3 protein-coding genes are annotated in these 2,083 nt (G+C 38.2%); all 3 read right to left on the bottom strand.

Going from position 1 to position 2,083, the window contains the following annotated elements:
• Window positions 1–1,023: 1-deoxy-D-xylulose-5-phosphate synthase N-terminal domain-containing protein (locus MRZ08_RS03480; RefSeq protein ID WP_297379271.1), on the bottom strand; the 1,023-nt coding region annotated here is incomplete at its 3' end.
• Between the two features lie 124 nt (window positions 1,024–1,147).
• The gene (fsa, locus tag MRZ08_RS03475; RefSeq protein ID WP_297379269.1) at window positions 1,148–1,795 is read right to left on the bottom strand and encodes a fructose-6-phosphate aldolase; all 648 of its coding nucleotides are present in this window, start codon (window positions 1,793–1,795) and stop codon (window positions 1,148–1,150) included.
• Window positions 1,796–1,887: 92 nt separating this feature from the next.
• Window positions 1,888–2,083: substrate-binding domain-containing protein (locus tag MRZ08_RS03470; protein WP_297379268.1), on the bottom strand; the 196-nt coding region annotated here is incomplete at its 5' end.

Genomic DNA, 2,083 nt, shown 5'->3' with positions numbered 1-2,083 from the left:
CATGAAGTTTGCTGGAAGTTCTCTATTGATTCCTGCCATAAGTTCCTTGTAGTCTTCTGGATATTTTTCTTGGTAAGATTTTAAATCTTCTTCCCATTTATTATTTGCTTCTTTTCCCTTACTTCCTACTCCATTTTTAAATGTTTCATACACTTCTTCTGGTATTTCGAAGTCTTCGTAGTCCCAACCGTAAACTTTCTTTGCAGCTGTAAAATCATCTTTTCCAATTGGAGCTCCGTGAACCTTGTTAGTTCCAGCGTTTGCTGAACCATAACCTATTACAGTCTTTACTTCTATAAGGGTTGGTCCGTCTGTATTTTCTTTTGCCTTAATGATAGAGTCGTAGATCGCTTCTAGGTCATTTCCATCTTCTACCCTTAGGTAGTTCCAGCCTTGTGCCTTAACTCTCGCTTCTACATTTTCAGAGAAGGATGTATTAAGGTCTCCATCAAGACAAATATCGTTTGAATCATAAAGAACGATTAGCTTATCAAGCTTAAGATGGCCCGCAAGAGACATAGACTCGTAGGATACTCCCTCCATTAGGTCTCCATCTCCACACAAAGCGTAGGTGTAGTGGTCGATTATCTTAGCTTCTTCCTTGTTGTAAAGGGCAGCCATATGCTTTTCAGCAATTGCCATTCCTACCGCTTGGGCTATACCTTGACCCAAAGGACCTGTTGTAACTTCAACTCCTTCGGTATAACCATACTCAGGATGGCCTGGAGTTAAGGAACCAATTTGTCTAAATTCCTTGAGTTCATCCATGGAAAGCTTGTAACCTGAAAGATGAAGCAAGGAATAAAGCATGGATGAACCGTGACCTGCTGATAGGATAAACCTATCCCTATCGAACCAGTTCGCATTTTCTGGATTTGCCTTAAGAATCTTGTTATACAAAACATAAGCCATAGGAGCTGCTCCCATTGGTAGACCTGGGTGTCCGCTGTTGGCCTTTTCTATTTGAGCTATGGACAAAGCTCTTATAGCATTTACTGCTAACCTATCATTATTATTAAACATTTGCTCTCCTTTATAATTCTTTCTACCTTATACTTTACTATAAATTTTCGCATTTTTTAGAAATATAAAAGGTCTTTATGGAAAAGCTTCCAATCATTAGGAAAGCTTCCACAAGACAAATCTCCTACCTATTCTCAAAGGCCTCCCAATCTTTCTTGAAGGCTTCGATTCCTGCTGTGGTAAGTGGGTGGGTCCAGAGTTTATCGAAAAGCTTTCCTGGAATTGTAGCAATATGTGCACCTGCGAGAGCTGCTTCTTCTAGGTGCTTGTTATGTCTTATGCTTGCTGCAATTATTTCTGAGTCATAGGCGTAGATATCAATGACTTTTCTTAAATTTTCTATTAGCTTTTTACCTGATTCGCCCATATCATCTACTCTTCCCATAAATGGAGAGATATAGGTCGCTCCTGCTTTCATAGCCATGATCCCTTGGGATAGAGAAAATATTAGGGTGCAATTGGTTTTGATTCCTTCTTCGCTTAGGGTTTTAATTGCCTTAAGACCTTCCTCTGTCATAGGGATTTTGACTATGATGTTATCAGCCCATTTGGAAAGCTTTCTTGCCTCTTCGACCATCCCTTCATATTCATAACTTGTAACTTCTGCAGAAACAGGGCCATCTACGATTTGGCATATTTCTTTAACAACTTCTTCGAAGTCTCTTCCTTCTTTGTTGATAATAGATGGATTGGTAGTTACTCCATCACAAAGTCCTAGGTCATTTATTCTTTTTATTTCGTCTACATTTGCTGTGTCTAAGAAAAATTTCATTTGTACTCCTTTAAAACGGAGCTTAAAAAATTTATTTTTTATTTTTTAAGCTCCTTCTTATGTCCTATATATTCTTTATTAGGGGTTTTATTTTATTTCTTGATTAATTCTAGTGGTGAGTCTACTGTTTCTTCTACCTCTTCGCCTTTTAGGTATTTGATTGCTGTTTCGATTGCAAGTTTACCCATTTCTTTTGGTTTTTGGGCTACTGTTGCTGATAGATTTCCTTCTTCTACAGCCTTGATTGCATCTTCGTTTCCATCAAAACCTACAATAGTTACATCTTTG

Origin of the sequence: Anaerococcus sp. (assembly GCF_022770135.1) — a bacterium.
In the GTDB taxonomy this organism is placed as follows: Bacteria; Bacillota; Clostridia; order Tissierellales; family Peptoniphilaceae; genus Anaerococcus.
The sequence above is the reverse complement of the archived record's forward strand: the minus strand, read 5'-3'. Positions and strand labels throughout refer to the sequence as shown.

Bases quoted from the DNA above. Each gene is read 5' to 3' on its own strand.
- fsa (WP_297379269.1), bottom strand. From the start codon at position 1,795: ATGAAATTTTTCTTAGACACAGCAAATGTAGACGAAATAAAAAGAATA.